Origin of the sequence: Catalinimonas alkaloidigena, from assembly GCF_900100765.1 — a bacterium.
Taxonomy (GTDB): domain Bacteria; phylum Bacteroidota; class Bacteroidia; order Cytophagales; family Flexibacteraceae; genus Mooreia; species Mooreia alkaloidigena.
Genome location: NZ_FNFO01000003.1, coordinates 840935 through 867113, shown reverse-complemented (window position 1 = coordinate 867113; position 26179 = coordinate 840935). Strand labels below are relative to the sequence as shown.

The following is a 26179-nucleotide window of genomic DNA, read 5'->3' as shown; positions in this document are numbered from 1 at the left end:
GCGTTTTGATCGCTGGTAAAGGAACGAAGTACAAGGACTTACAACCTGCGACCTGCCACTCACTCAAGCGATGCCCTGGCGCTCTTTAAACTTTAAGCTCTGAACTTTAACTCTTAACTCAATCAACCAGAACCATGGCCCGTAACTACCTTCTGATCGCCTGGCGGAACCTGAAGAAGAACAAGGTCTTCTCGCTCATCAACGTGCTGGGCCTAGCCGTAGGCATTGCCGCCTGCCTGCTCATTCTGCAATACGTCAGCTTCGAATGGAGCTTCGACCGTTTTTACCCGAACGCCGAGCGGATCTACCGAGTGGTGAACGACCGGTACCAACAGGGCGAACTCGTGCAACACGGCACCATTACGTATTCGCCGGTGGGCCCGGCGCTGGCGGAAGAGCTGGACGCGGTAGAAGCGTACACACGCCTGTTTCCGCTGGGCGAAGGCGTGGTGCGCCGGAACGAAGCACTGCAGACCGTACCGGAGATACTGATGGTGGATGAGCATTTTCTACCGTTCTTTTCTTATTCCTTGCTGGCGGGCGATCCGGCCACGGCTCTCGTGGAGCCTAACACGTGCGTTCTGACCGAAACCTGGGCCGCCACCCTTTTCGGGAAAGCGCAGACGCCGGACCAACTCCTGAATCAGCTTCTGGTGCTGGAAAACGAAGAAGAACCCCTCCGCATCACGGGCATTATGCCCGACCTGCCGGAGAACGCACACCTGCCGTTTGACCTGCTGATCTCCTTTTCGTCGAATCCTGCCTTCTCGGCCGAAGGCACTAACGCCTGGCGCTGGTCAGACTTTTATCAGTACGTCCGGCTCAAACCCGGTACGGAACCCGGTTCGCTCCAAGCGCCACTGGAAGCCTTCAGCGAGCGCCATTTCCACGGAGACGAGGTATCGGGCAGCGTCGAAAAATTCTACCTGCAACCTCTTTTGCAGGCACACCTGCACTCCGACTTCGAATACGAAATCGGGGTGGTGGGCAACGGGACGATGGTCTGGGGCCTGCTGGTCATCGCTCTGCTTATTCTGGTCATTGCCTGGGTCAACTACGTGAACCTCACCACCGCCCGCTCGCTGGAACGCGCCCGGGAAGTGGGCATCCGGAAGGTGATCGGGGCACAGCGGCAACAACTGATCGGGCAGTTTCTGGCCGAAGCACTGCTGACCAATCTGCTTGCCTTCTGCCTGGCCGTCACCCTCGTGCAGGCGTTGCAATCACCTTTCAACCAACTGCTGGACCGCGCACTTTCGCTCGGTTTGCTGCTGGGTGGCGGTTACGGCGGCCTGGTCACCCCTTTCGTGCTGTTGGCTACGTTGGTCGTGGGCAGTGTGGCATCCGGATTTTATCCGGCCTTTGTGCTCTCTGCCACCGCTCCGGTGCTGGTGCTGAAGGGCCGGTTTACCGCATCGGCACGGGGCTCGTTTCTGCAAAAAGCCCTGGTAGTCGGGCAGTTTGCGGCCTCCGTCCTGTTGATTGCCGGTTCGTGCACGGTCTACCAGCAGATGCAGTACATGCAACGGCAGGAATTGGGACTGCGGCTGGATCAGGTGCTGGTCATTCCGGGACCGCGTTTCGAGGCATTTGATTCTACCTTCATTGATCGGGTCAACCACTTTAAGGATGCGCTGCGTCGCCAGCCGTCCATCTTGGCGGCGGCCAGTTCACAGCGGGCACCCGGCGACCGCATGGCGCGGACGTTCAACGCACGCGTGGCCGGGGCCGACGAGTCGGTAAAATTCACGCTCAGCAACATGGGGATAGATCACGATTACCAGGAATTGTATGGCGTCAAACAAATGGCGGGACGTTCGTTTCAGGCTTCCGACTACCATCCTGACTTCAATCAGCTCCACGTGGCCCAACTCAACCGGGCCGCAGTTCGGTTGCTCGGCTTTGCCTCACCGCAGGCAGCCCTCGGGCAAAAAATCGTCGTTTTCGACAAAGAGTGGGACGTGGTAGGCGTGGTGGACGACTTCCATCAGCAGTCGCTGCACCATCCGATTGAGCCCCTGGTGCTGTTTCCCATGCTCTCCACCGGCAGTCCCATTTCCATCAAAGTACAGGCGCAGGGGCTGCCGCAGACGCTGGCGTCGATCGAAGCGCTCCACGCGGAGTTTTTCCCGGGCAATCCGTTCGATTACACGTTCCTGGACGAAAGCTTCGCGCGCCAATACCGCAACGACCGGGTGTTCGGACAGGTGTTTCAGCTCTTTACGGGGCTTGCCATCTTCGTCGCCTGCCTGGGCTTGTTCGGGCTGGTGTCGGTGACGCTCGTGCAGCGCACCAAAGAGATCGGCGTCCGAAAGGTGCTGGGCGCTTCGCTGGGGCAACTGGTTTTGCTTCTCTCTCAAGACTTTGTGCGCCTGATCCTCCTGGCCAATCTGCTGGCCCTGCCGCTGGCCTATTTCCTGATCCGGCGCTGGTTGCAGGAGTACGCGTTCCACGTGGGGATAAACGGCTGGCTCTTCGGGCTGCCGTTGCTGTTCATTCTGTTGATCGCCGGACTGGCCATCAGCGGGCAAACGCTACGGGCCGCTTCGGCCAACCCGGTGGACAGCCTGCGCAGTGAATAATAGAATGACTGAATTATAGAATCATTGAATAAAACGCAGAGCGCAGAGCGTGAAGCAGGAAGTAGGAAGTGCGAAGTAAGGTCATCTTGTCAAGGCTCTTCTTTTCATTGGAGAATAAGGCCCTCTTTAAACTTTGAGCTTTAAGCTTTGAACCCAATCAACCAAAACACCATGATCCGCAACTACCTTCTGATCGCCTGGCGGAACCTTCGTCGGAGCCCGGCCTTTTCTCTTCTCAATGGCATGGGACTGGCCGTGGGCATGGCGGCGTTTCTGTTGATTTATCAGTACGTGCGCTACGAGCGGAGCTACGACCGATTTTATCCTGATGCTGCGCAGCTCTACCGCATCAATGCCGAGACGTTTACGAATCAACAGCGCGATCGGAAGACGGTGCGTACGCCACCGGCTCTTCTGCAACGGGAATATTCTGAAATAGAAGCGTTTACGCGCGTAGCTATTTTCGGAGATGCCATCGTGAACCGCCCGGTTACCCCCACCACCGCGACGGAAGTCGTTCCTTCGACGCGTGTGGAAGAAATCTACGCAACCGATCCGGGTTTCTGGTCGGTGTTTGCCTATCCGGTGCTGGCGGGCGATCCGGCCGAAGGGCTGCAAGCACCGATGACGGTGGTGATCTCCGCACGCGTCGCCCGTGCACTGTTTGGTAAGGAAAATCCGCTCAATCAGTCAATTCAACTCAACAGTTCGAACATCGACGGCTCCGCGCAATTTACTGTCAAGGGTGTCTACGCCGATGTTCCCGTCAATGCGCACCTCCGCCCGGACATTCTGATGTCGTACGTCACGATTCATCAATTCATGAGCCCCGAAGTGGACGACAACTGGGACTGGGACAACCTGTTCACCTACGTGCGTCTTCGCCCCACGGCCAACCCCGCGACGCTGGAAACTCAATTGGCCGCCTGGACCGAGGAACAAATCGGTGCCCGCCTCCGCGAAAATCAGCGGGCGGTGCATTACACGTTGCAGCCCGTCACCACCATTCACCTGCAACCCGGCTGGGGCGACGAGCCGAATCCGACCCTCTCCGGGCAGACGCTCTACGTGCTGATGGGCATTGGCTTGCTGATTCTGCTCATGGCGGGCATCAACTACGTGAACCTCTCGACGGCACGGGCCGTGCGGCGGGCCCGGGAGGTCGGCGTGCGAAAAACGGCGGGGGCCTCTCGCCTTCAGCTCGTTGCCCAGTTCCTCACCGAGTCGTTTCTGCTCAATGTGATAAGCGCCGGGCTGGCCCTGACGCTCTTCCAACTCCTGCAACCGTATTTCGGGCAAACGCTTACGGAAATGCCGCCTGCCTTCGCCCTGACCCACTGGCCTCCGTTCTGGTTTCTATTGGCCATGCTCATTGTCGTAGGGAGTCTGGGGGCGGGGCTTTATCCGGCGTTTGTCTTGTCCGGCTTCCGTCCGGCGGTGGTACTCAAGGGAACCCTCGGCAGCGCGGCGACGGCTCAGCGGCAAGGACTGCGGCAGGGGCTTGTTGTCTTTCAATTCGCCGCGTCGGTCTTGTTGATCATCGCCACCCTTACGGCGGCTCGCCAGCTTCGCTTTATGCAACAGCGCGACCTGGGCCTTGACCTTTCCCAGCAACTGGTGGTGCAGGCACCCGCTTATTTGTCGGGGCAAGGTCAGTTCAAACAGGCCTTGGCGCCCGAACCCGACATCGCCGGGATTGCGCTCAGCGGCGACGTGCCGGGCCGGGAGATTTACTGGCGGACCGATCAGTACCACCGCCCCGGACAAGATGCGCCGGGCAGCGTGACGTTTCTGATGATCGACGGCGATTTTGTCGAGGTCTACCAACTGGAACTGCTGGCCGGGCGCACCTTTTTACCCACCGATACATTGCAACGCCCCTACCCGGCGATGCTCAACGCGTCCGCCGTAACGCTCTTTGGCTTCGCGTCCCCCGAGGCGGCCGTGGGCCAAACGCTGGAAACCGGCGATCAGCACCCCATCATCGTGGGTGTGTTGAACGATTATCATCATCAATCACCCGCGCAGCCGATTCCTCCGACCCTCTACCGACCGGGCGGGGGCGATTTCGGCAATTTTTACACCATCCATACGCAGACGCGCAACATGCCGCGCACGCTGGCCAAGGTCGAGTCGACGTTCAAGCAACTCTATCCGGATTCGCCGTTCGAGTACTTCTTCCTGGATGCGTTCTACGCGCAACAGTACCGGGCCGACGAGCGGACCTATACCTTATTCGGCAGCTTCGCGGGGCTGGCCATGCTGATCGGCTGCCTGGGTCTGTTCGGACTTTCGGCCTATACGGCGCAGCAACGCACCAAAGAGATCGGCATCCGCAAAGTGCTGGGCGCCTCGGTAAGTAGCCTGCTGGGGCTTTTGTCGAAAGACTACCTCCGCCTCGTCGTGGTCGCGAACCTCGTCGCGATTCCGCTCGGCTGGTATTTGGCGCGACAGTGGCTGGATCAGTACGCCTTCCGCACGGAACTGAGCGGCTGGCTGTTCCTGGCACCACTCCTAGCGCTGTTGTTGATCGCGGGCCTTACCGTCAGTGTCCAGACGCTTCGCGCTGCCCTGGCCAATCCCGTCGAGGCGCTGCGAAGTGAGTGAAAGCGCATAGCGCTAAGTGTGAAGCATGGGAAGCGGAGTAGAGGGGGCAGAGCGTTTGGATAGCTGGTGATAGGCACAAAGCACCAGGACTTGCCACCAGATAACTCAAGAACCTTTTCACCAACTCCTGCTATCCCTTCGCTCACCTTTAGGGTTAAACGTTTCACCCAATACCTAAAAGCGGTCTGCAGGTCCCCGGTCGACGCCATGTCGCCCCCCACCTGACGTTTTTTTCCGTGGTTATGTGCTGCGACGATGGGTACTTTCTCGTCTTTCCAGCATATTGTACATATGTTCCGCCACGCTCTCCTTTTCCGCCGTTTCTTTTGCCCGGTCATGTGCCTGGCACTGAGCACGCTGGCAATAGGAATGGCGCAGGCCAATGCGTTACTGCAAGGGGTTGTGACCGACCAGATAACGGGCGAGCCGCTGGCGGGCGTGAATGTGTTCGTACGGAACCTGCGGGTAGGCACCACGACGGATTCGAGTGGCCAGTACCAGCTCCGGCTTCCGGTGGGGCAGGTGGCGATTCAGTTTTCCGCGGTCGGGTACCGCACGCACTACGAAGCGTTTTACCTCCTCGACGATACGCTGCTCCAGGTTCGCCTGATCGAGAAAATCCAGCAGATACAGGAGGTGGTGGTGCGCTCCGAGGCGCTGGAGCAACGCCTCCAATCAATCGAGATGAGCCGCGTGCGCCTGGACATCGCCGAACTGAAGAAACTCCCCGCCGTGTTCGGGGAGGCGGACCTGATCCGGGGACTGCTGCTACAACCGGGCGTCAGCACGGTCGGCGAAGGCGCGGGTGGGTTCAACGTGCGGGGTGGTCGTGTCGATCAGAACCTGGTCCTTCTCGACGGCGCTCCGCTGTTCTCTACTTCGCACCTGCTGGGGTTGTACACGGGCATCAATCCTGACGTGGTCGACAACGCGACGCTCTACAAAGCGGGCGTCCCGGCGCAGTACGGCGGGCGGCTATCGTCGCTGCTGCTGGTAAACACGCGGGCGGGCAATGGCGAAAAGCTGCGGGTGTCGGGGGGCCTCAGTCCGCTGGCGAGTCGCGTGGTGGTGGAAGGACCGTTGTGGCGCGAAAAGCTTACGTTCCTGGTCGGGGGGCGTGCCGCCTATCCGAACTGGATTCTCCAGTCGTTTCCGGGCGACGTGAGAAACAGCCGGGCCTTTTTCTATGACCTGAACGGGAAACTCCTGTTCCGTCCGAATGCCCATCACCGCCTCGCGCTGTCGTACTACCGCAGCCTGGACACGTTTCGCTTTCCGGGCGACACGCTGTATTTTGGGACGAACAACGCCGCCTCGCTGCAATGGAATTACCTTTTGAACGATGCCCTGTTGTTCAACGTGCAGGCGACCCACAGCGACAACACCACGGGGCTGCGCGGACTGCGCCAAGCCTACGAGTTCACCCAGCAGGCAACCATTCAGCAACAGGAAATCACTGCGCATTTTCTCTACACGCCCGCACCAACGCATCAGGTGGAAGGGGGACTTTCCGGCACCCACTACGCCGTTCGACCCGGCACGGTGCGCCCGACCCATGAAACCTCGAATGTCATTCCGCTGGACCTGCCGCAGGAGCAAGCCTACGAAGCGGCTGCCCACCTCAGCGAAGAGTGGCGGTTGTCGTCGCGCGTAACGGCACGGGGCGGCGTTCGCTACGTCTGGTTTCAACAGATAGGTCCCGGCGTCCTCTACCATTACCAGCCGGACCGGCCCCGCAGCCGGGAAACCCTCACCGACACGACCTTGTATGCGGCCGGTGCACCCATGCAACGGTACGGCGGCTGGGAACCCCGCCTCTCGGTCAGTATCGTCCTGACACCCGACGCCTCGGTCAAAGCCAGCTACAACCGCACGCGCCAGTACCTGCACCTGATCTCGAACACCACGGCCATTTCGCCGGTCGATTTCTGGAAGGTGAGCAGCCGGTACCTGCCGCCCCAGACGGCCGACCAGTTCGCGGTCGGTGTCTTCCGTAATTTCTCCGAGAACGCTTTCGAGACTTCGGTCGAGGTCTATTACAAAGCGATGCACTCACTGGTCGAGTACACCAACGGAGCCCGGCTCTTGCTCAATCCGCTGCTCGAAACGGACCTGATGCGCGCCCGCGGCCAAGCCTACGGCGTGGAGCTGAGCGTGGCGAAACACCGGGGGCATCTGACCGGGCACCTCAGCTATACCTACAGCCGGACGTGGGTGGCGGTGCAGACCCCGTTTGCGCTGCAACGCATCCATGACGGGCAGTACTACCCGGCGCACGTCGACCGCCCTCACAACCTGGCCCTCACCACCCAGTATCCGCTCGGGCAGGGCTGGACCTGGACCACCACCTTCGTGTTTACCTCGGGGCGGCCGACCACGTTCCCCGACGGGCAGTACCTCCTGAACCAGACGGTGGTGTTCAACTATTCTCAACGCAACCTGGACCGCATTCCGCCCTATCACCGGCTGGACGTGGCCCTGCAAAAAGATACCCGCCGTGCGCCCGACCAGCCGCGGTACAGTACCTGGAACCTTTCCGTGTACAACCTGTACGCCCGCAAAAATCCTTACTCGATTTACTTTACGCGGTACAACTACGCGCAGACGCGCGCCTACCGTCTGTCGGTCCTGGGCACGCTGATCCCTTCGGTCACCTGGAATTTTCACTTCTGATGCGCCCGTTTTTCCAATGGCTTTGCGGTAGCTTGCTTCTCCTGGGTGGGTGCATCGACGAGGTGCCCCTTCGGGTGAGGAACGTGCAGCCCATCCTCGTGGTGGAGGGGCTTATCACCAACGAACCGCCCCCCTACACGGTGCAACTGACCTACACCGGCAACTTCGTTTCTTCGACCCTGTTTCCGGAAGCCCTCTACGTTACCGGAGCACAGGTCCGCATCTTTGACGATCAAGGCGATACGACTACCCTGAAACCGGTGCTGGAAGCGCAGGGCGTCTACCGCACGACCGACCCAACATTTGTCGGGCAGATTGGGCGCCGCTACGCGGTCGATCTTGTCCTGGCCGACGGTCGCCACTACGTCTCGCAGCCGGAACTGTTGCGGGCCGTCGCCCCCATTGATTCGCTGTCGGCTGAGTTTACCGAGGTCGTGAATTTTGACGAAGACCATCCGTACGGTTATCAGCTCTTCGCTCATGCGCAGGACCCCGCCGAGACGGAAGATTACTACCGCTGGACCCTACAGGGCTACAGCCGCCGCGAGTCGACCGGCCGCCCGCTGGGGTTTGCCGGCGTCTGCTGCAACAGCTGCTGGGTGCCTTTCTACGAACGCGGCATCAACGTCCTGTCCGACGCTGCCTTCAACGGTAACCGCATCGATCATTACTACGTGGGGTACGTGCCCTACTACGTGCCGGGGCTACACTTTGTGGAAGTCAGCCAGTATTCTCTGACGCGCGAGGCGTTTCAGTTCTGGCAACGGTACGGCGAGCAACTGACCCGCACGGGCACGACGTTCGATCCCCTGCCCGCTCCGCTGGAAGGCAACGTGGCCAACGCCGACAACCCGGACGACCTGGCGCTGGGTTATTTTGGTGCGTCGGCCCTTGTCCGTCGGCGTACCATCCTGCGGGGCGATACCGTGCGGCCGGGTCCGTATTATTACGAAAGTTTTATCGAGCCGGGCGACTGCCGGGAAGTTTACCTCAACGGGGACCTTTATACGCCGGAAGGATGGTGATGCGCACGTACATTTCCTGGCTTGGCTGCTGCCTTCTGGCGCTGGGTGGGTCGTCCTGTCAGCCCAAAGAGCCGAACCTGATTCCCTTGTCGCCAGACCCCGCGTTGGCCGTACTGTCGGTCTACAGTGCAGCGGCGGGCCAGGCCTCCCTGGTGCTGGAAGTGAAAGGATTTCCGGATGCGGAGGAGGGGGGTGTGGCCTGGGCCGAAACGCCCGACCCTACCGTCGACCAGGAGCATCAGGCATTCTATAGTGACACCTCGCCACGGTCCGTAACGGTGGAAGGCTTACAACCGGGACGGAACTATTACTTCCGGGCGTACGTCCGCACCGGCAGCGAAGTGCAATACAGCGACAATCGCCTTTTAAGGCATCAGTCACCGTTCCGTTGGTCTCCCCGCAATCCCCTCGTGCTTTCCGAAGGCAATTACACAGTTTCCAGCATTTTCAAAGACGACATCCTCTACGTGGTGCGGCCCGTCGACGAAGTCCATACCGAAGTCTGGACGTATTTCGCGCAGGGAGATGCGTGGATTCAGCGACCGGACCTGCCCCTGGCGAACGTGCGCTACGACCCGTACCTCTTTCTCTTTTATCAGGAAAATCTTCCTCAGTTTCTGTATTACGGCGGGGGGTACTACCTCGACGAAAGCACGGTAGAGAAGATTCAGTACCGCAACGACCTGTGGCAATACCCGCCGTACGGAGGCTATTCCACGCCCTTTGGTCCGCCCGATCTGGTGCCGAGTCGCATTCCGGTGCGCGATGGGCCGACGGCTCATTTCTCACTACGTGCCCAGGCCGTGGTGGTGAACGCACAACTGCCGCGTTCGGTCTGGAGTTTCAACGGCGAAAAATGGACCTCGTATGCGGATTTTCCAGATACGACGCCGGGGCAACTCGTGGCCGCCGCATGTGACACGACCGGCTACTTACTGGTGGAAAGTGACGACCCGACCGCCCCGATTCACCTGTGGCGGTACGACGAGGCGACAGACAGCTGGACACGGCTCGCCGACTTTCCGGGCGCGTGGCGGCGGGGCGGCATCACGTTTTCGCACGGCGGCAAGGTGTATTACGGATTGGGGGAAGCCTCGACGCCCAGGGGAGGTCTGTACGATCTCTGGCAATACGATGTCCAAACCAATCAGTGGCATTTCTTTGCTGACTACCCGGGCGCAGGGCAGCTAAAGGTGATCGCCAATGTGTTCGAAGGGCGTGCGTACCTCGGGCTGGGCTATCGGACGGCCCAACAACCCAACGGGGCGTTTAAGTACGTGCACGCCTCCGATTTCTGGCAACTGTCACTGGAGTGACGACGGCTCCACCCCCTTCTGCTGCATCCGAAAGGCGGCCAGTTCTTCGTATACCGCGCGACGCACGCGGTTGATGCCGCCCAGCGGTCGGTGCGTGGGTAGGCTATGCCACGGCGAAAAAGAGAGATTCTCACCGAATGTCCGCCGTGCTTCGGTATCGAATTCCTGCGACGGAATGCGCAGGGTACCGACGCGGTAAAACGGCGCGTGCCAGATGCGGGACGTGTCTTCGATCGGTTCGCGGACGGGGTCAGTCTGAGGCTGCACCAAAAAGGTAAACGTAGCGTCCTGCGTCGCCAAATGATCGACAAGGCGCTGCCGCAGAAAATCGGGTGCGGGGCGACGCGGCCGTTCCACCAGCGGGGCGTACAGGGGACGGGCGCTGAATTTGACCGCCGTGCCTTCTCCGCCCAGCCGAAACGGACTGCCGGAGAAATACGACAGCGTCAGCAGATCCGCATGCTTCTTCATGAACCGGAGGGTCAGCGCCAGGCGTCGCCAGTTGCCGGGGTTGAACACGTACGGCAGGTTGTGCGGAAAGCCGTGCACCAAGCCGTAGAGCGCCTGCCGGTAGTTTCGTGCGTTGCCGGGCGACAGGACCGGGCTGGTGGTCAGCAGAAAATCCTGCGTGGGAACACCGATAGGATCGTCTACTAACGAGGCCTCTCCTACCTCCAGCACCTTGATTGCCATGCCCCGCCCCGAAGCTTTCGCATCGGATTGGACCTTCGGCGGCGCGTTAGAGAAGCGCACCCACGCCTGATACGTCTTGTGTTCTCGGAATAAGCCTTGCCGCAGATGCTCGGGCAAATCGGCATCGACCGTCAGTTCGGCCCGTACGCAGCCGTGCATTTTGGGATGAAACTGCCGCAGGGTTTCGCCGGGTGCGTACCGCTTGGCCAGCGAGGCTTTCATCAGCGCAATCATCGCCGTGATGTCGGCCGCTTCACCGGGGGGGGGGGACTCCTGACCGAGTTGTAAGGGTGGCATCAGCGAAGAGGAAAGGTGGCGAGGTAGCGCAGGGCACGAAGGCCGGGCAGGAAGAAATAGGCCCCGCCCTGCATGTGCGTAAACTGGGGCAATTGCTTGTACCGCCGACGAAACGGGCGGGCCGGGACGGTGAACGAGTCGGTTACGACGCCTTCTTCTTGATAGTGCGTCCCGACGAGCGGATCGCTGTCGTCGTAGGCTCCGCCGAACTTGTGGAACCGTATCCAGGCGTTTTGCACAAACTCGAACTGCCGGACGATATCGCTAACGAAACAAATAAAATGAATGCCGCGCTCCTGCCCATCGGGGGCGGCCTGCATCAGGTCCAGGGGGTCCATCGAAGGAGCCAGCGGCGGTCCGTAGGTGCGTCCGCGCCGCAACAGCCGATGTTTCTGCACCATCTCCTGCGAGTCCTGCGCCGACCGTTCCGTCAAGAGCCAGTCGCGCGGATTGCTGCGGCGAATGTGCGCCCCACCGGGACATTTCAGACCGTGGAAATCGTCGTTCCAATAGAGAAAGTCGTTGTCCTGTGCCAGCGCGGGGTCGTCCTGGTCTGGCGTCTTCGTGAGGGGCGCGCCGCTCGGCCAGCGTCCTACCATTTTGGCTCCCAGACCAATGGCCGCCGCTTCGGGCGTTGCGCCGGGCTCTTGTGAATGCGCCTTCAGGTACTGCCAAAAGGCCGGAACGTCCTGGCTCATTTGCCGGAACACGAGGTAGCTACCGTTTCGTCCCAGGTCCTTTGCCGGTGGGCGCGGCGGCGTTTCCGGTGGAACGTCGGGCAGAACGCCGTCCGGATCGGCGGCGAGCGCGACGTGCGGCGTATCGGGAAACAGGTCGTACTGATTGGGATATCCCAGGATAAATTCACCGGGCGCGAGCGTGTTCCATGCGGGCGTCTCCTCCGCTTTGGAAAGCCCCCGGATGATGGGTTGTGAGATGCTGTCGTTGAACCCGAAGTGTTCCCGGAAGTTCGGCAGCTTGTGGGTATCGAGCCGTGACAGGGCGACGATGCCGGCGGCCTCCCACTGCGTTTTCTGCTCGGCAAGCAAGGCTTCCAGGGCCGCCTGATCGCGCGCAAAGAGCATCAGTACCGCATGGGGCTCGCGTCCGGGTCCGCCCCACTGCCAGTGCGTCGGTGCGTTCTGCGCCACATCACCCAACACAAACTGCCGGTGCGCCTCCGTCATTCCCTCTTTAAACTGCCGGGAAAACGTCGCAACGGCCTCGGCCGGAATGCCCAGTTGCCGGAACCCTTCCGCGGTCAGCGCGAGATGCACCGCCTGGTCCTCGGGCGATTGACTCGCCGGGGTAATCAGCGGCAGCAGGGCGTGCAGCCATTGCTGCGTGCGGCGGGCCTCGGTGAACTGCATCGGCACGTAACAAGCGCCATCCAGCCGGCCGTATCCCCGGATGAGTAATCCCTGGATGTCGTCGGTTTCAAGTGTCATAGGTTCAGTTTTCAGTGGACAGTTGGCAGTGGGCGGTTTGCAGTTGCAGACGAAGCATTAATTTTTGGAGACTTGGTTGGTAAATTTTTCGGGAGACCGTAGTAGGGTGTTCAGCATTCTGCCGATCTCTTCGCTGGCCTGTGTGAGTCGGTTTTTCGTAGGTTCATCCCAATAGCGACAGGCATAGGCAAAATCGATCCACACCTGAACCTCCGCATTTTCGGCATCTGCATCAGAAACCTTGGCTACAAAATGAGCCGGGTATTGCCGTTTGCGGTACGCTTCGGCCAGGTTTGCGCAGACGGCGCGAGAGGCCCGGCGGACCTGATCTGTCAATGCATATTTTTCTTCCTGCGGAAAGACTTTGCTCAACTCGAAGATGTCCATCGCCACCTGAAAAGCTTTCTGGTAGACCTTTAGCTGCTTCAGCGATCCCATTTATGTGCTTATTCTAAACTGCCCAATACAACCTGGTAACTGCAAACTGTCCACTGCCTACTGAAAACCGCCCACTGAGAACCGAACTACAGTCGCAAGAGCCACTCGCTAACCTCGGCGTCGTTCAGGTCTCCGAAGAGCCCTTTGCGGAGTTCGTGGTTGTTGGTGACGTTCGTGATGCTCAGGAGCGGATGGGTGTAGTACCACACCTGCGTGATTTTCTGGCTGGCGCGGACCGTCTGCATGTACTTCCGGCTGTCTTGGCCGCCACCCAGCATGGCCCAGCGCGTCGGGGGGAAGCCCTGCCCGTGGCCGAAGATCAGGTTCATGTTGCGTGTGCGCTTCTTCGAATCCACGAAGTCGTGGGCGTACCCTTCGGAGGTGTTGTCGAAGTAGGCGACGAAGACGATGCGCCGCCCACCATCGAGTTGGAGCCACCGCGCCGCGTGGACGGTCGAGATGTAGTTAAAGCCCCGGACGAAGCGAACCAGCCACAGCGTAGTCGCCAGAAACAGGGGACGTACCCAGCCTCGTTTTAGCGGCCCGATCACCGTCATTTCGTTGATAACCGGATAGGTTTCGCGCGAGGCGATCTGGTAAATCTGTTCGTCGGTCTGGCGCGGAATGGGCGCATAGGGCTGATTTTCCGTCAGTCGCAATACCAGCAGAAGCCCTACCAAGTATAGGAAAAAGCCTCCCAACACAATGGCCGCGCCGATGGTGAGCGGATGGTGGATGAAAAGGGCGACGAGCGACAACAGGAGTAAAATTCCCAATACCCCGCCAAAGAGCCAGAGCGAGCCGAACAGGTTCCAGTAGCTGGCGAACGAGCGCCGGAAAGGCGTCACCGCCCATTGCAACGCAGGGGTAGCGCGCACATGGTCCTGTAATCGTTGCCGGATGGCGACGGGTGTTTCGGATCGCAGTTCGGGATGCGCATCCAGAAAATCCTCCAAGGTCTCGCGCAACGTCTGTTCGCGGGTCACGTCTTCTTTCGAGATGTACTGATAGCCCGCATATGTCGTGGTGGCTTGCAAGTGCCGCTGCAGGTAACGTCGCAGGCCCGCTTCCGACGCGTCGTGGGGGCTTTTTTCGCAGTGCTGGTAGACCTGATGCAGCGCAGCGCCGTTGCCCCGCACCAGTTCGTCCAGATGCTCGCGACGGCTGCCGGTGAAGGTAGTCATGAGCAGAAGCCAGGCGGGCAGCAGTTGCCCCCGCTGGTTGTATTCGGCGTCGATCAGCACCCACGAGGCGAAATGCGTCGTGGTATGTGCCCGAAAGGTATAGCGGCCCCCGTCCTGCTGGACCGAAGCGCCGATTTCCTGAAGCAGATGTTGAAGGGCGTTTTCCTGACCGGGCTGGACCCGGGTCGCGACGGTGAGCCCCTGGAGGGTGGTGATCATGGGAGGAGCGTCGGGCGAGAAAGATAGGAATTAACAGGATAAGATGCTAGAAATCAACTATTTATTCCTACTTACTTGAGTTTTGTGCCGACAATTTTTACCTTGACGGTCCTTCTCTGCTGCCTCGCTCCGAGGCAGCGCGCGTGCCCCTAACCCCACCTCTTATGCTGACGCTCTCCATCTTGCTGCAGTTTCTCGGCAAACTCATTTTCCAACGCAAGCAACTCCCCGACTACCTCGAATCGGTCGACGACCGCCTGACCCACCATTGCACCAACGCGCAACGCGAACAGGTGATCCGTCACCTCAACTGGATGTTGCGGCGGCGGCGTTTTCAACGTTTCATCGAGAACACAGTCAACCACCTGATGCCGAGCGACGAGCGCCTGATTTTCGATACCGGTGCGTACGAGAAGCGCGCCAATGGGTACCTGCCTCCAACGGAAACCCGCGTAACCTGGAGCAACTGGATCGGCAGCCAGCAACTGGTGCCGTTGCGCTTTCTGGTGCCCGGCAACGGCGTTCATCAGGAGGCCGACCAACAACTGCCCGACCAACGGATGGAGTATGATTTCGACGGCCTGCGGTCCCTTCAGCAACTGGTACGCGACGCGGAACGGGAAGGCCGACGCGTGCGGGCGGTGGCGTCGGGACATTCGCTGTCGGACGTGGCGGTGACCGCCGATTACATGGTGAGCACCCGCCGGATGACGCGGCCGCAACGTCGGGCCGATCAGCCCTACATCAAGGCCGACTTCCGCGACGGCTATTTGGTCGATACGCGGGTGGGCGATCACGTGACACAAGAGCGCCGCCACTTGTACGAAACCGGGGCGGGCACGATTATCAAAGACCTGAAACCCCTGCTGGCGCAAGAAGGCTGGGCGCTGCAAAACCTCGGCGGCTCCGACGTACAGGGCATTCTGGGTGCGGTTTCCACGTCGACCCACGGCTCCGGACTGGGGCTGGGCCCTTACCCCAATTTCGTAAAATCGATGGTGATGGTGGTAGGCGGCGGGCGGGCCATCCGGCTGGAGCCCCACGACGGCATCACTGATCCCGAGGCGTACCGACAAACGCCGGAGTGGCTCGAACACGGCATTGAGTTGGTCCAGGACGACGCTCTGTTTTACAGCGCCGTGGTGGCGATGGGCTGCATGGGCATCGTGTTTTCGGTGGTGCTGGAAGTAATGAACCTGTATTCGCTGAAAGAAGAGCGCCTGCCCAGCAGTTGGGAAATCGAGAAGGCCATCATCGCGGAGCGCGGCCTCGACTACCTGCGGCAGGACCGCCATTTCGAGCTCACCATCAACCCCTACGCTGTCGACGACAGCGGCGAACATTTCTGCCTCGTGACGCGGCGCAACTACGTGGACCTGGACCCCGACCAACCGGCCGACGAGCGAACGCGGCGCAACTACCTGTCGTCGCTGCTGTCGGGGCTGATCATCGCGGGGCCGGTGTCGGCGTGGCTGTTCAACCGCCAGTTCGAGCGCATCCCGAAGCTCATCAGCAATTCGCTCTACCGCATTGTCGATTACGAAGAAGACGGTGGGGGCTTTTGCGGTCCGTACGACGTGGTGCTGAACCAGGGATTGGGCGAAATGAAATTTTACGGTTATGCCATCGAGCTGGCCTTTCCGCTGGAAGGAAATTTGTTTGTGCAGGCGGTCGACCGGATGCTGGAACTGATCAACCAGTTTGCGCAGGCGTACAAGCATTTCCATCCCGCTCCGCTGGCGCTGCGGTTTGTCGATGCCTCGCCCGCTTACCTGTCGATGACGTACGAACGGCCGGCGTGCCTGGTCGAAGTGGTTTCTCTGTGGGACGTCCGGTGCAGCCTGGACATTTTAAAAGTAATCGAACGGGAAATGCTGGCGTTTCAGGCGCGCCCGCACTGGGGACTCAACCTCGGCTACGCCACCGGCATCGACCAGGATCTCAGCCGCTGGTATCCCCACTACGACCGGTGGCTGGCCGCGTACCGGACGTTTAACCCGCACGGCACGTTCGACAACCGTTTTACCGACCGCGCGGGGCTTTCGCGCGCCGAAGCACCGACTCCTCCCCCGCCGCTGGCTCCACCGGTGAAGATGATCTGACGCGATGCCCAGCGTTGAGAAGGCCCGTTTGCGCTACGAAACCACTCCCTCTTACATCGTCGCTTTTTGAAGCGGCTACGTGCCAAATCTTTGCCTTGTCGCCAGACTGGTTTTCTGCCTCATGGGCCCATTGGGGGTTTACAACGCGCGTAACCTTTTGTAGCTAAACGGCTTAGGCCTGAGGTGCCGGTCTATCCCACGACTTATCGGACTTTTTCTCTAGTACGATTTCTTTCAAAAGGCGGTGTACCGTTTCGGCCCGCCGCTTCGTGCACGGCTTCCGATTTTTAATATCTACCCTTTTTCTGCAAAAACAGCACAGCAAGAGTGAGTTACCATTCCCGCACTAACTTTATTTAATTAAAAATATTATCAGAATATTTAAAATGGCAGGTTTGAAGGGAGTACTTGTAACAACAATTCAGGAATGGTTCCGATGTTCTCATAGCGCGCAGGTCACCGATAACCTCGACGAAGACATCAATGTCTCCAGTCTGCGCAAACAAATGCTATTGGGCATTATCGGCTGTTTTGGCATGTTGCCGATCGATGCATTTACCGGTGTTTACGGACGGCCCGTCCTCCTGATTGTCGTCGGTTCCTTATTTATCTTCTGGCGGCGTCTTCTGAAGCAGTCGCCTCAACAAATCCGGACCATCCGGGCGCTTCACTGGGCAACTGTTTTTCTGCTGGCCACGGCGGGCTGGTACCTGAGCGGCGGCCTTCTGTCGCCTTTTACGCTCTGCTTCTCTACCTTGTTGGCCGCCGTGCTGGTCATCACTCCCAGTACCCTTCACCTGCGGCTGATCGTATTTTCGTTCATTCATCTGCTCCTGTTGTTGACCCTGGAACTGCTGTTCCCCACACTCATTCCTGCCTCTACCAAAATTCACACGCATCCGTATGCGGAGGCCATCAGCTCTCTGCTCTTCTCCTTCGTTTTTCTGGGCATTCTGGTCAATCATCTGAAACAGCAATACGACCAAGCTTACCAAACCATTCAGTCGCACAACAATTCGCTGCAAAAGGCCAATCAGGAGCTGGACCGCTTCGTTTACAGTGCGTCGCACGACCTGCGGGCCCCCATTGCTTCGGTGATGGGACTGATTCAGGTTGCGCGGATGGAAAAAGATTCCGGCCAATTATCGACCTACTTCGACCTGCAGGAGCAACGCCTGCGCAAACTCGATACCTTTATTCAGGACATCATTCACTACTCGCGCAACAGCCGACAGGCCCTCCGGCCGGCACGCATTCACTTCCGGGAACAGATCGAACTGGCGTTCGAGATGTACGGTGTGGCCGATCAGGGATTGACGGTAGAGAAAATCTATACCGAAACCGTAACGCCCCACGATTTCCATACCGACCCGGGTAAGCTCGAAGTCATTCTAAATAACCTGATTTCCAACGGATTTCGCTACGCAGATGCCCGCAAAGAAAGAAGCTTCGTCAAAATTTCGGTTACCCAACAGGCCAACGAAGTGCTGCTCAAAGTTGCTGACAACGGCGTAGGCATCCCGACCGAACACCAGGCGCGCATCTTCGAGATGTTCTACCGCGCAAACGACCAGAAACCCGGCTCCGGCCTAGGCCTGTTCATCGTCAAAGAAACGGTCGAAAAGATGCAGGGCTCCATTGCCGTAGAGTCGACGCCGGGCCAGGGCACCACGTTCACGGTGCGACTCCCCAATTTACCGCCAACCGAAGTTCCGGTAGAAGAGGAGATCGTCTATGCCTAGATCACAAAATCATTCTTCTGTTCGATAACGACTCTGCTTCCTCTAGAAGTGGGGTCGTTCTGTTTTAGGCCCTTCGTATCTGCTGGATAAAACACTTATGTTCTTAAGCAGATTTACCATCTTTGGACATGAACCGCCTCGCGCGCATTTTTCAACTTCCGGGTTTGCTTTGGTACAACGCCCTGTTCTGGACGCTGCTGGCGTGCCTGGATGTGGTGCGCAGTATCGTGTTGGCCCACCATCTGGGACGGACATTCGTATGGCGTGGGCTGATCGGGTGGCCGCTGGCCGATTACCTGACTTACTGGCTGTTGAGTCTGCTGCTCTTTTCCTTTTACCTGTCGACGCGCAAGCTGCATCGCGGGTGGTGGGCGCTGCTGCACGTGGGGGGTGCGGTGGTCTACGCCGTGGTGCATTGGGTGGGCAGTGCGGTCATTGCGGTGCTACTGGAACGGCTGTTTCTATCGCAAGAGTTGCAGGCGCTCGGCACGTTGCTAACCTGGCACCCTACGGTAGGAGCCGATCTGCTTTATTCCGGTTTTTTGTACGCGCTTTCGCTGGGCCTCATCGCCGGGCTGGACGTCTACCACCGGTTGAAAGACCGCTCGCTTCACGCCCTCGAACTGGAAAACCGGCTGACACAGGCGCAACTCCAGGCCCTGCGTATCCAGATGAATCCGCACTTTCTGTTCAATGCGCTCAACACCATCACGATGATGGTGCGCGCCCGCAAAAACCCGGAAGCGGTCAACATGATTGTAGGGCTGAGCGACATGCTCCGCAGCAGCCTCTCGCGCGAAACCCGCCCCTTCGTGACGTTGCGCGAAGAAATGGCGCTGGTGGAACAGTATTTAACGATTGAAGCGGTGCGGTTTCAGGATCGCCTGACGATCGAATACGACATTGCCGCCGAAACGCTCCCGTTGCAGGTGCCGCCGCTGGTGCTGCAACCGCTCGTCGAAAACGCTTTCAAACACGGCATCGCCAAAACGCTCGACCACGCCACGCTGCGCATTGCCACGTCGGTACGCGGTCAGCAGTTGGTGCTGGAAGTATTTAACTCTGGCCCCGGGGCGGTGCGCACGCGCGCTTCGGGCGTACATCCGGCGCAGGCCTCCACTCTGCTGGGCAGCCGCCAGCGCGCGCCCGCTTCGGAAGAGCGTCCCGAAGGACACGGCATCGGCTACCGGAATACCATTGACCGGCTGTTGCGCCTGTACCAAGCCAATTTTAAATTTCAGATCTATCACCAGGAGGGCGGCGTGCTGGTGCAACTCCTGCTGCCCCTCCGCGAAACACCCGCCGAAGCTCATGCCTAAACTCCGCACCATCCTGGTCGACGACGAATGGGAAGCCCGTGAAGGGCTCCGCGCCCTGGCCGAAGACGACCCTGACCTGGAGGTAGTGGCCGTTTGCCGCAACGGCGTAGAGGCCATCGACGCCATCCACACGCACCATCCCGACCTGCTGCTGCTCGACATCCAGATGCCCGTGGTCGACGGGTTCGAGGTGCTGCGCAGTTTGCAGGTGCCTAGGTTGCCCGCCGTGATTTTCGTAACGGCTTACGACCAGTACGCCCTCAAAGCCTTTGAGGTCCACGCGGTAGACTACCTACTGAAGCCCTTCACCGACGAACGGTTTTACGCGGCGCTGACCCATGCTAAACAGTTGATTGCCGCGCGCCAACCGTCGGGCGTGGAAAAGCTGGTGCAGGCGACCGCTCCGTCAGTAAAAGAAACCCTTCTGGCCGACCGGGAAGAGGAGACGCGGCGGATGGTCATCAAAGCCGACGGGCGGGTGCATTTCGTGCCGCTCGACGACATCATCTGGATCGAAGCCTACGACTATTACGTAAAGATTCACGTGGCCAGGCGGTTTTTCCTCCTGCGCGAAAGCATGAAACGGCTGGACGCACGCCTCCCCGACCACCAGTTCGTCCGCATCCACAAATCAAGCATCGTCAACGTGCGGTTCTTACAACGACTCGACCCGCTCGCCAACAGTGAATACGAGGCAGTCCTCACCACCGGTGAAACACTAAAGGTCAGCCGCCACTACCGGGACCGACTCCAGGCCTGGCTGGAAGGAAAAGGAAGGAGGGTTTGAGGGAGTGAAGGAGAGAACGGTTGGGCTTCAAAACGTAATCCGGTCAATCGAGTTGGGGCTTCGCCGTTGCAATCCAGGCTTTGACTTCCTGTAGATCTTGCCCCTACCGCTTTTTGTTTTCTCACGTACTATCTTTCGTTAAACTAGCTTTCAAGAACTCTGGACTAGAGTCCTGGAACTCACCTCCTTTTGCTATTTGTTCTATCAAGCATATTTCATCGCAGAGATGCGCCCCGTTGGGTTGTGCCCCAAGCTATGGATACATTAATCTCCTTCAATCCCCAACAATTGATTCCGGCAAAAGCCTGAAACGAGAAGCAACTGCATTGCAGGAGGTGTGCAAATGGCCTACCTTGAGCCTTCGTCTTTCCAACGCTTTATGTTACCACACATCCGCCTCGGCACGCCCGACGATGCCGCGCTACTGGCCCCTTTTAGTGCCCGCGCATTCCGCGATACGTATGCGGCCTACAACACGCCGGAAGACATGGACGCTTACGTCGCCACGCATTTCACGACCGCGCAGGTGGCGCAGGAACTGGGATATGCGCACGCGTATTTTCTGCTGGCGTTTCTGGACGATCAACTGGCGGGGTACGTTAAGCTGCGCGACGGCGAACGGCCCGCGTGCGTGCCCGGACAGCGGCCCCTCGAGATTGCCCGGTTGTACGTGGACCAGACCTACCACGGTCGGCGCTACGGTGCCGCGCTCATGCAGGCCTCGCTTCACGAAGCGCAACGGCGGGGACACGATACGCTCTGGCTCGGCGTCTGGACGAAAAACGAACGGGCGCGCGCCTTCTACCAGCGCTGGCATTTCGAGGAGGTGGGTACACAAGTCTTTGTATTGGGTCAGGACGTGCAGGACGATCTGGTACTAGCGCGGAGCGTGCTGCAGTAAGACGGTAGGCGATGCTCTGGACCTCTCTGGCGTCGTCGAAAAAGTTTATCGTGGGTCAAAATGCGCCGGATTCTGCCGAGAATTTAACATATTTGAAAGACCTCGTGGACGACGGAGTGCTTACGCCGGTGATTGACCGAAGCTATGCGTTCGAGCAGGTGGTGGAGGCGCATCGGTACGTGGCGCAAGGACACAAAAGGGGCAACGTCACCCTTACGGTAGCGTGAATCGTCCCCGATCACCCTAAACCCGAATCTCCTCATGGAACAGGAAAGCTCCGCCCTTTTCTCCATTCCGCTGACGGAAGCGGAGGCGCAGGCCATCAACGAATGTATTCCCATCCGAACGTTTGAGAAAGGCACGGTGCTGCTGCGCGAAGGCCAGGTCGCCACCGATGCGTATTTCATTCTCCGGGGATGCATCCGGTCTTATTATCTGCTGGACGGCGACGAAAAAACTACAGCATTCTATACAGAAGAGCAGTCGTGTGCGTCGCTCGACAGCTACACCAACCGAGCGCCCGCGACCCACTACCTTGCCTGCGTGGAAGAAACTACCGTATTGGTGCTCAATTACGAGAAGGAACAGGAGCTGATTCGGCGGTACCCGAAATTTGAGTCGCTTTGCCGTGTGGCGGTGGAACAGGACTTCGGCAAGACGCAAGAGCAGTTGGCCCGCTTCATCACGTCCTCGCCCGAACAACGCTACCGGGCCCTGTTAGACTCTCGGCCTGATTTGCTGCAACGCGTGCCGCAATACCACTTGGCGAGTTACCTGGGCGTCACGCCCGAATCGCTCAGCCGCATCCGCAAACGGATTCTACTCAAGGGCTAACGCCTGCCTTTTCCCGGAGCAATTTGGTCGGTGAAAACCCGCCCACAACAACCAGCCGGTCAAAGACAACTCTCCCATCACGCCTGCCAGCACCACAATTCCGGTGAAGACGACTTCGTAATCCGCGTAACTCGTCAGGAAGAAATGCGCCAGGCTGTCGGCCAGGTACCCGCACGAAGAGGCCAGAAGCAAAAGCCCCACCAGGGTAGGTACGTAAGGCGCCCGGATGACCAGGAAGCCCAGCAGGGCCAGGTGAGCGCCGAAGAAAATCAAGCCGACGAGCCACATTTGGTCAAAGGAAGCCAGCGCGGCCATCACAGCGTCAGGCAGCGCTTCCGCCGCCAGGGGACTGGCACTGCTCGTCAGGAACGCAATGCGAAATAACGCGTACAGCGCTACGCCAAACAGCCCTCCGTTTACAACTCGTAACCCCGACGACAGTTGCGCCAGACGCGGATGCATCGGTTTGAGGAGGATGTACAAGGGCCACGCCAGCGCTACATCGACTGCAACCATCAGCACAAACGCCAGCAGCCCCAGGCGAAACTGAAGCACGTGCGTCATCAGCGCCTGTACGGTCGCCGCGGCATCGTTGGGCACCACCAGGCTTTCCAACACAAAGAAATTGGCAAAGAAGCCGGACAGAAAAATGAGTAGATAACCGATTCCTGCCGCACCGGCGAGTCGTCGAAATGTGTGCGTTTTCATGGCGTTAGTCGGCGTGTACGGTGATCACGACGTTTCCTTTTTTGTGGCCCTGCTCCACATACCGGTGCGCTTCTGCGAGTTGCGTCAGAGCATAACGCCGGTCGATGGCAGGGCGCAACGTTCCCGCTTCCAATTGCTGTTTGATGAAGCGTAAGTTTTCCTGGCGCCCTTTGGCCACCCCGGCCACTACTTTCCGACGGCTGACCAGAGGCGCCCAGACCATGTGGAAATAGTCGGACGGAGCCGCTTCGCTGGCGACATACACGCCCTGATCGGTCAGCAGGTGTCGACACTGGGTGTACGACGTTTTCCCGACGGTGCTGAAGATGATGTCGTACGCATCAGGCAGAGTTGTGAAATCGGTCGTGGTGTAGTCGATGACCCGGTCCGCGCCCAGCGACCGAACCAGCTCCAGGTTGGCGGTGCTACACACCCCCGTTACCGTTGCGCCATACGCTTTCGCTAGCTGTACAGCGGCCGTACCGACTGCCCCGGAGGCGCCGTGAATCAGGACGTTCGCCCCGCGCCGGATCTGGGCCTTCCTCAGAAAATGCAGCGCGGTAAGGGCGCCGACGGGTACGGCCGCCGCCTGTTCGCAGGTGAGGTGTTTCGGCTTCAGCGCCAGCGTACCGTCTTCCGGCAAGGTGATGTATTCTGCGTAGGTACCCGACTGCAACCCCGTTGACCCGAATACCCAATCGCCTTTTTTGAAACGCGTCACCGCCTTGCCGGTCGCCTCCACTTCGCCCGCCAGTTCATGCCCCAGAATCGGATGTTTCGGGGCGGTCAGTCCACTGAACAGGCGTATTGCAAACGGGTCGCCTTTCCGCATGCGCCAGTCGCCGGCCGTCACCGTCGTGGCATGAATCCGGATCAGCACTTCGTGATCCTGCGGCGTAGGCGTTTCCACTTCTGCCAGCTGAAGCACCTCCGGTGCTCCGTAGGTCTGATAGGTTACTGCTTTCATCGCGTTGTGATTTTGTGATGAAGCAAAGGTATTCCCCTCATCCCCTGAAGTTCATTGACTTTGGGTAAGAAGCGACGACGAGGGATTAGATTCTTACAGGGATGCGCCAGACTCAGCTCAGTCGGACACGGGAGATCAGCCACGCGGAACAAAGGCCAAGCAATGCGACGAGCGCGAACGACCACTGCAGGTTGGCGATTTCGGAGATGAACCCAATGAGCGGTGGACCAAACAAAAAGCCGAGGAAGCCGGTGGACGAGACGGCCGTCAGGGCCATGCCGGTCGACATGGTGGTGGTTTTCCCGGCGATGCCGTATACCAGCGGAACGATGGTCGAGGTACCCACGCCCACCAACAGGAAGCCCGCCACCGCCGTGGGCAGATAGGGCAACAGCACAGCCGTCAGCAGTCCCAGGGCAATCAACACGCCATTGACCTGAATGAGCCGCCGGACGCCGAGCCGCATCGCCAGCCAATCGCCGAAGAAACGCCCACCCGCCATGGTGGCCATGAACGCCACGTAACCAAGTGCGGTCATCGATTCCGGCACGCCGACCACTTTGGTAAAATAAATGCCGCTCCAGTCGAACATGGTGCCTTCGCAGATCATGCTGCAAAACGCAATGGCCCCGAGGTTGAGCAGGGTACGGTCGGGCCGCACGAAGATCGGCTTGTTTTTATGAGCACTGGCGTCTTCGTCAAGCGTGTACCGGTGGAACGCCAGCATCAGCACCAATGCCGTAAGGCTGGTGATGGCAAAATGGGTAGTAATGGCAAGCTCGAGCGAAATGAAATAGCTGCCCAACAGCGCCGACAGAAACCCCGCCAGGCTCCAGAGTCCGTGGAACGAAGCCATGACCGAGCGACCGTAAAGGGCCTCTACACCCACGCCCTGGGTGTTGGTTGCAATGTTGTAAAGATTGCCGGAAAGGCCGAACAAAAACAGGACGCCCATCAGCTGCCAGGTGGCTTGCGTCATGCCGATCAGCAACAGAGCTACGGCGTAGAAGGGTGCCCCCACGGCCAGCAACCGATGACTTCCCAAGCGCCCGACCAGCCATGCCGACAGGGGCATGCCCAGGATCATCCCGGCGGGCATGGCCAACAAAACGCCGCCCAGTTCGCCGTCACTCAGCGCTAACCGTTCCTGAATTTGTGGAATACGGCTGGCCCATGAAGCAAAAATAAGTCCTCGTAAAAAGAAAAACGCGCCCACCGCCATGCGGTGCGTCCTGCGGTGACGTGTCGCCACTACCACCTCACTTGCCATAGGTTTCGGGTTCTACGCGGGTGGTGGGCCGTCGCTCGAAAAAGTATTAGAAAAAGTTTCGGCAAAGGTAAGCAACCGGTCATTAGCACCAAAGTGTCCATCAGACACAATTGCACAAACAACCGCTGCGCCCGCAGGAACCGCACTTTTACCGTGGCACGCCGGAAAAGGGGTGATTTGCGTTAGACGATCTTGAAGTCGACCTTCTATTCGCGGAGGTTCACCAGGTACTGACCGTAGCCGCTTTTCATCAGCGGTTGGGCCAGTTCAGTAAGTTGTGCTCGGTTGATAAACTTCATGCGATAGGCGACCTCTTCGATGCAGCCGATCTTCAGCCCCTGGCGCTCTTCGATCACCTGAACAAACTGCCCGGCCTGCATCAGCGACGGGAACGTACCGGTATCGAGCCAGGCGGTTCCGCGGTTAAAAATTTTGACGCTTAGTTTTCCTTCGGCCAGGTACTTCTTGTTGATGTCGGTTACCTCGTACTCGCCCCGTGCCGACGGCTTCAGGTTGCGCGCGATTTCGACCACGCGGTTGTCGTAAAAGTACAGGCCCGGCACGGCGTAGCTCGATTTGGGCTGTGTGGGTTTTTCTTCGATGGAAAGCGCTTTGAAGTTTTCGTCAAACTCCACTACACCGTAACGCTCAGGATCGTGCACATGGTAGGCGAAGACGATGCCGCCGTCGGGATCGTTGCATTCCTGCAACAGGCTGGACAGGCCGGAGCGGTAGAAAATGTTGTCGCCCAGGATCAGCGCCACTTTGTCGTTCCCGATGAAATCCGCCCCGATCGTAAAAGCTTGCGCCAGCCCCTCCGGCTTTTCCTGCACTGCATAGGAGAACGAGCAGCCTAAACGCGAACCGTCGCCCAGCAGTCGCTCGAAGTGCGGCAGATCGTGCGGCGTGGAGATAATCAGTACCTCGCGGATGCCCGCCAGCATCAGGACCGACAGCGGATAATAGATCATCGGTTTGTCGAACACCGGCATAAGCTGCTTGCTGACTGCCAAGGTGAGGGGATGAAGACGGGTGCCGGAGCCGCCGGCCAGAATAATTCCTTTCAT

20 protein-coding genes are annotated in these 26179 nt (G+C 59.1%); 12 read left to right on the top strand and 8 right to left on the bottom strand.

Going from position 1 to position 26179, the window contains the following annotated elements:
• Positions 1–134 precede the first annotated feature (134 nt).
• From BLR44_RS10860 to BLR44_RS10840, 5 genes are all read left to right on the top strand, one after another.
• Positions 135–2582 carry an ABC transporter permease gene (locus BLR44_RS10860; protein ID WP_089681721.1) on the top strand — a complete coding sequence of 816 codons (2448 nt, stop codon included), beginning with the start codon at positions 135–137 and terminating at the stop codon, positions 2580–2582.
• A 171-nt stretch (positions 2583–2753) separates the two neighbouring features.
• The gene (locus tag BLR44_RS10855; RefSeq protein WP_143017234.1) at positions 2754–5189 is read left to right on the top strand and encodes an ABC transporter permease; all 2436 of its coding nucleotides are present in this window, start codon (positions 2754–2756) and stop codon (positions 5187–5189) included.
• Positions 5190–5480: 291 nt separating this feature from the next.
• On the top strand, positions 5481–7862 hold the full coding sequence (locus tag BLR44_RS10850; protein WP_176955984.1) for a TonB-dependent receptor: 2382 nt from the start codon (positions 5481–5483) through the stop codon (positions 7860–7862).
• The gene (locus BLR44_RS10845; protein ID WP_089681718.1) at positions 7862–8887 is read left to right on the top strand and encodes a DUF4249 domain-containing protein; all 1026 of its coding nucleotides are present in this window, start codon (positions 7862–7864) and stop codon (positions 8885–8887) included. Before BLR44_RS10850 ends, BLR44_RS10845 begins: the two co-directional genes overlap by 1 nt.
• On the top strand, positions 8887–10203 hold the full coding sequence (locus tag BLR44_RS10840; protein WP_143017233.1) for a Kelch repeat-containing protein: 1317 nt from the start codon (positions 8887–8889) through the stop codon (positions 10201–10203). The genes BLR44_RS10845 and BLR44_RS10840 overlap by 1 nt, the downstream gene beginning before the upstream one ends.
• Here the strand turns inward: BLR44_RS10840 and BLR44_RS10835 are convergent.
• From BLR44_RS10835 to BLR44_RS10820, 4 genes are all read right to left on the bottom strand, one after another.
• The gene (locus tag BLR44_RS10835) at positions 10192–11193 is read right to left on the bottom strand and encodes a catalase family protein (protein WP_143017232.1); all 1002 of its coding nucleotides are present in this window, start codon (positions 11191–11193) and stop codon (positions 10192–10194) included. The genes BLR44_RS10840 and BLR44_RS10835 overlap by 12 nt on opposite strands.
• Positions 11193–12641 (bottom strand): Dyp-type peroxidase, encoded by a 1449-nt coding sequence (locus tag BLR44_RS10830; protein ID WP_089681715.1) that lies wholly within the window; start codon positions 12639–12641, stop codon positions 11193–11195. The genes BLR44_RS10835 and BLR44_RS10830 overlap by 1 nt, the downstream gene beginning before the upstream one ends.
• Positions 12642–12698: 57 nt before the next feature.
• Positions 12699–13079, bottom strand: coding sequence for a four helix bundle protein (locus tag BLR44_RS10825; protein ID WP_089681714.1), 381 nt, complete (start codon positions 13077–13079; stop codon positions 12699–12701).
• A gap of 86 nt (positions 13080–13165) precedes the next feature.
• Complete coding sequence (locus BLR44_RS10820; protein WP_089681713.1) at positions 13166–14482, bottom strand: hypothetical protein; 1317 nt, start codon at positions 14480–14482, stop codon at positions 13166–13168.
• Positions 14483–14646: 164 nt separating this feature from the next.
• Between BLR44_RS10820 and BLR44_RS10815 the strand changes: the two genes are divergently transcribed.
• From BLR44_RS10815 to BLR44_RS10785, 7 genes are all read left to right on the top strand, one after another.
• Entirely contained in the window at positions 14647–16584 is a 1938-nt protein-coding gene (locus BLR44_RS10815; RefSeq protein ID WP_089681712.1) for a D-arabinono-1,4-lactone oxidase, read from the top strand.
• A 395-nt stretch (positions 16585–16979) separates the two neighbouring features.
• Complete coding sequence (locus BLR44_RS10810) at positions 16980–18326, top strand: sensor histidine kinase (protein ID WP_176955983.1); 1347 nt, start codon at positions 16980–16982, stop codon at positions 18324–18326.
• A gap of 128 nt (positions 18327–18454) precedes the next feature.
• Positions 18455–19645, top strand: coding sequence for a sensor histidine kinase (locus BLR44_RS10805; RefSeq protein WP_143017231.1), 1191 nt, complete (start codon positions 18455–18457; stop codon positions 19643–19645).
• Entirely contained in the window at positions 19638–20432 is a 795-nt protein-coding gene (locus BLR44_RS10800; protein ID WP_089681709.1) for a LytR/AlgR family response regulator transcription factor, read from the top strand. Before BLR44_RS10805 ends, BLR44_RS10800 begins: the two co-directional genes overlap by 8 nt.
• 379 nt (positions 20433–20811) lie before the next feature.
• Complete coding sequence (locus BLR44_RS10795) at positions 20812–21333, top strand: GNAT family N-acetyltransferase (RefSeq protein WP_089681774.1); 522 nt, start codon at positions 20812–20814, stop codon at positions 21331–21333.
• A gap of 11 nt (positions 21334–21344) precedes the next feature.
• Positions 21345–21560 (top strand): zinc-binding dehydrogenase, encoded by a 216-nt coding sequence (locus tag BLR44_RS29265; RefSeq protein ID WP_089681708.1) that lies wholly within the window; start codon positions 21345–21347, stop codon positions 21558–21560.
• 34 nt (positions 21561–21594) lie between these two features.
• Complete coding sequence (locus tag BLR44_RS10785) at positions 21595–22167, top strand: Crp/Fnr family transcriptional regulator (protein ID WP_089681707.1); 573 nt, start codon at positions 21595–21597, stop codon at positions 22165–22167.
• On the opposite strand, the gene BLR44_RS10780 is transcribed toward BLR44_RS10785, so the two are convergent.
• The 4 genes from BLR44_RS10780 to rfbA form a co-directional block, all read right to left on the bottom strand.
• On the bottom strand, positions 22153–22875 hold the full coding sequence (locus BLR44_RS10780; protein ID WP_089681706.1) for a DUF4386 domain-containing protein: 723 nt from the start codon (positions 22873–22875) through the stop codon (positions 22153–22155). The genes BLR44_RS10785 and BLR44_RS10780 overlap by 15 nt on opposite strands.
• 4 nt (positions 22876–22879) lie before the next feature.
• A complete protein-coding gene (locus tag BLR44_RS10775; RefSeq protein ID WP_089681705.1) occupies positions 22880–23842 on the bottom strand; it encodes an NAD(P)-dependent alcohol dehydrogenase in 963 nt (320 codons plus the stop codon).
• A gap of 112 nt (positions 23843–23954) precedes the next feature.
• Positions 23955–25112, bottom strand: coding sequence for an MFS transporter (locus tag BLR44_RS10770; RefSeq protein ID WP_218127047.1), 1158 nt, complete (start codon positions 25110–25112; stop codon positions 23955–23957).
• Between the two features lie 206 nt (positions 25113–25318).
• Positions 25319–26179: a glucose-1-phosphate thymidylyltransferase RfbA gene (gene rfbA / locus BLR44_RS10765; RefSeq protein WP_089681704.1), complete on the bottom strand. Its 861-nt coding sequence runs from the start codon at positions 26177–26179 to the stop codon at positions 25319–25321.

Excerpts from the sequence above, each read along its gene's own strand:
- BLR44_RS10860 (WP_089681721.1), top strand. The coding sequence starts at position 135 with ATGGCCCGTAACTACCTTCTGATCGCCTGGCGGAACCTGAAGAAGAAC.
- BLR44_RS10855 (WP_143017234.1), top strand. The coding sequence starts at position 2,754 with ATGATCCGCAACTACCTTCTGATCGCCTGGCGGAACCTTCGTCGGAGC.
- BLR44_RS10850 (WP_176955984.1), top strand. The coding sequence starts at position 5,481 with ATGTTCCGCCACGCTCTCCTTTTCCGCCGTTTCTTTTGCCCGGTCATG.
- BLR44_RS10845 (WP_089681718.1), top strand. The coding sequence starts at position 7,862 with ATGCGCCCGTTTTTCCAATGGCTTTGCGGTAGCTTGCTTCTCCTGGGT.
- BLR44_RS10840 (WP_143017233.1), top strand. The coding sequence starts at position 8,887 with ATGCGCACGTACATTTCCTGGCTTGGCTGCTGCCTTCTGGCGCTGGGT.
- BLR44_RS10835 (WP_143017232.1), bottom strand. The coding sequence starts at position 11,193 with ATGCCACCCTTACAACTCGGTCAGGAGTCCCCCCCCCCCGGTGAAGCG.
- BLR44_RS10830 (WP_089681715.1), bottom strand. The coding sequence starts at position 12,641 with ATGACACTTGAAACCGACGACATCCAGGGATTACTCATCCGGGGATAC.
- BLR44_RS10825 (WP_089681714.1), bottom strand. The coding sequence starts at position 13,079 with ATGGGATCGCTGAAGCAGCTAAAGGTCTACCAGAAAGCTTTTCAGGTG.
- BLR44_RS10820 (WP_089681713.1), bottom strand. The coding sequence starts at position 14,482 with ATGATCACCACCCTCCAGGGGCTCACCGTCGCGACCCGGGTCCAGCCC.
- BLR44_RS10815 (WP_089681712.1), top strand. The coding sequence starts at position 14,647 with ATGCTGACGCTCTCCATCTTGCTGCAGTTTCTCGGCAAACTCATTTTC.
- BLR44_RS10805 (WP_143017231.1), top strand. The coding sequence starts at position 18,455 with ATGAACCGCCTCGCGCGCATTTTTCAACTTCCGGGTTTGCTTTGGTAC.
- BLR44_RS10800 (WP_089681709.1), top strand. The coding sequence starts at position 19,638 with ATGCCTAAACTCCGCACCATCCTGGTCGACGACGAATGGGAAGCCCGT.
- BLR44_RS10795 (WP_089681774.1), top strand. The coding sequence starts at position 20,812 with ATGTTACCACACATCCGCCTCGGCACGCCCGACGATGCCGCGCTACTG.
- BLR44_RS29265 (WP_089681708.1), top strand. The coding sequence starts at position 21,345 with ATGCTCTGGACCTCTCTGGCGTCGTCGAAAAAGTTTATCGTGGGTCAA.
- BLR44_RS10785 (WP_089681707.1), top strand. The coding sequence starts at position 21,595 with ATGGAACAGGAAAGCTCCGCCCTTTTCTCCATTCCGCTGACGGAAGCG.
- BLR44_RS10780 (WP_089681706.1), bottom strand. The coding sequence starts at position 22,875 with ATGAAAACGCACACATTTCGACGACTCGCCGGTGCGGCAGGAATCGGT.
- BLR44_RS10775 (WP_089681705.1), bottom strand. The coding sequence starts at position 23,842 with ATGAAAGCAGTAACCTATCAGACCTACGGAGCACCGGAGGTGCTTCAG.
- BLR44_RS10770 (WP_218127047.1), bottom strand. The coding sequence starts at position 25,112 with ATGGCAAGTGAGGTGGTAGTGGCGACACGTCACCGCAGGACGCACCGC.
- rfbA (WP_089681704.1), bottom strand. The coding sequence starts at position 26,179 with ATGAAAGGAATTATTCTGGCCGGCGGCTCCGGCACCCGTCTTCATCCC.